Source organism: Achromobacter maghribensis, assembly GCF_057334215.1.
The window spans coordinates 20,284-21,347 of sequence record NZ_JBHFII010000018.1; the positions used below are offsets into that span (position 1 = coordinate 20,284).

Consider the following 1,064-nt stretch of genomic DNA (forward strand, 5'->3'; position numbering starts at 1 on the left):
GGCGATGCGACACCGGCACGCGGCAGTTATCGAACGTGATCGTGGCCAACGGATGCGGCGCGATCAATTCGATGCGCTCGCTGACCGCGAAGCCAGCGGCGTCCGCATCCACCACGAAGGCGCTGATACCGCGCGCGCCCGGCGCCTCGCCGGTGCGGGCGAAGACGACGTAGAAATCGGCGATGCCGCCGTTGGAGATCCAGGTCTTCGCGCCGTTCAGCACATAGTGGTCGCCGTCCAGCCTGGCCTCGCACGACAACGCCGCCACGTCCGAGCCGGCGTCCGGTTCGGACAGCGCGAAGGCGGCGATCGCGTCGCCGCTTGCCACGCGCGGCAGGTAGCGCTGGCGCAATGCGTCCGATCCCATCAGCGAAATCGCGCCGCTACCCAGGCCCTGCATCGCGAACGCGAAATCGGCCAGGCCCTCATGGCGGGCGAACGTTTCGCGCAGGATGCAGACGGCGCGGGAATCGACTTCCGGCAATGCGCCGCCCCACGCGCCGCCCGGGCCGCCCGCGACCGCGTAGCGCAACCAACCGGCCTGGCCCATGGCCTTGACCAGCTTCTTGCAGGCCGCGTCGGCGTCGTGATGGTCGACGTCGCCCAACGAGGCTTCGCACCAGGCATCGACTTCGTGCGCCAGCTTGCGGTGCGCGTCGTCGAAAAAGGGCCAGTCCAGCCAGCTTGCGTCACGCATCATCAGTTCCCCTCGAAGACCGGCTTTTGCTTGGCCACGAAGGCCTCGTAGGCGCGATGGAAATCGCGGGTCTGCATGCAGATGGCCTGGGCCTCGGCTTCGGCCTCGATGGCCTCGTCCACGCCCATGTTCCATTCCTGGTGCAGCAGTTTCTTGGTGACGCCGTGCGCGAACGTGGGGCCAGCGGCCAATTGCGCGGCCAGCGTCTGGGCGGCCTCGCCCAGCTTGGCCGAATCATGCAGGGCATTGAAAAAGCCCCAGCTGGCGCCCTCGTCCGCCGTCATGGCGCGGCCGGTATACAGCAGTTCGGATGCACGGCCCTGGCCGATCATGCGCGGCAACAGCGTGCCGGCGCCCATGTCGGCGC

Annotated in this window: 2 protein-coding genes; both read right to left on the minus strand. The window is 68.3% G+C overall.

The window, feature by feature from the left end:
* The coding region (locus ACE039_RS08255) for an acyl-CoA dehydrogenase family protein (protein ID WP_485822073.1) at nt 1-697 on the minus strand (697 nt) is incomplete at its 3' end.
* A gap of 2 nt (nt 698-699) precedes the next feature.
* On the minus strand, nt 700-1,064 hold a 365-nt coding region (locus ACE039_RS08260), incomplete at its 5' end, for an enoyl-CoA hydratase-related protein (RefSeq protein ID WP_485822074.1).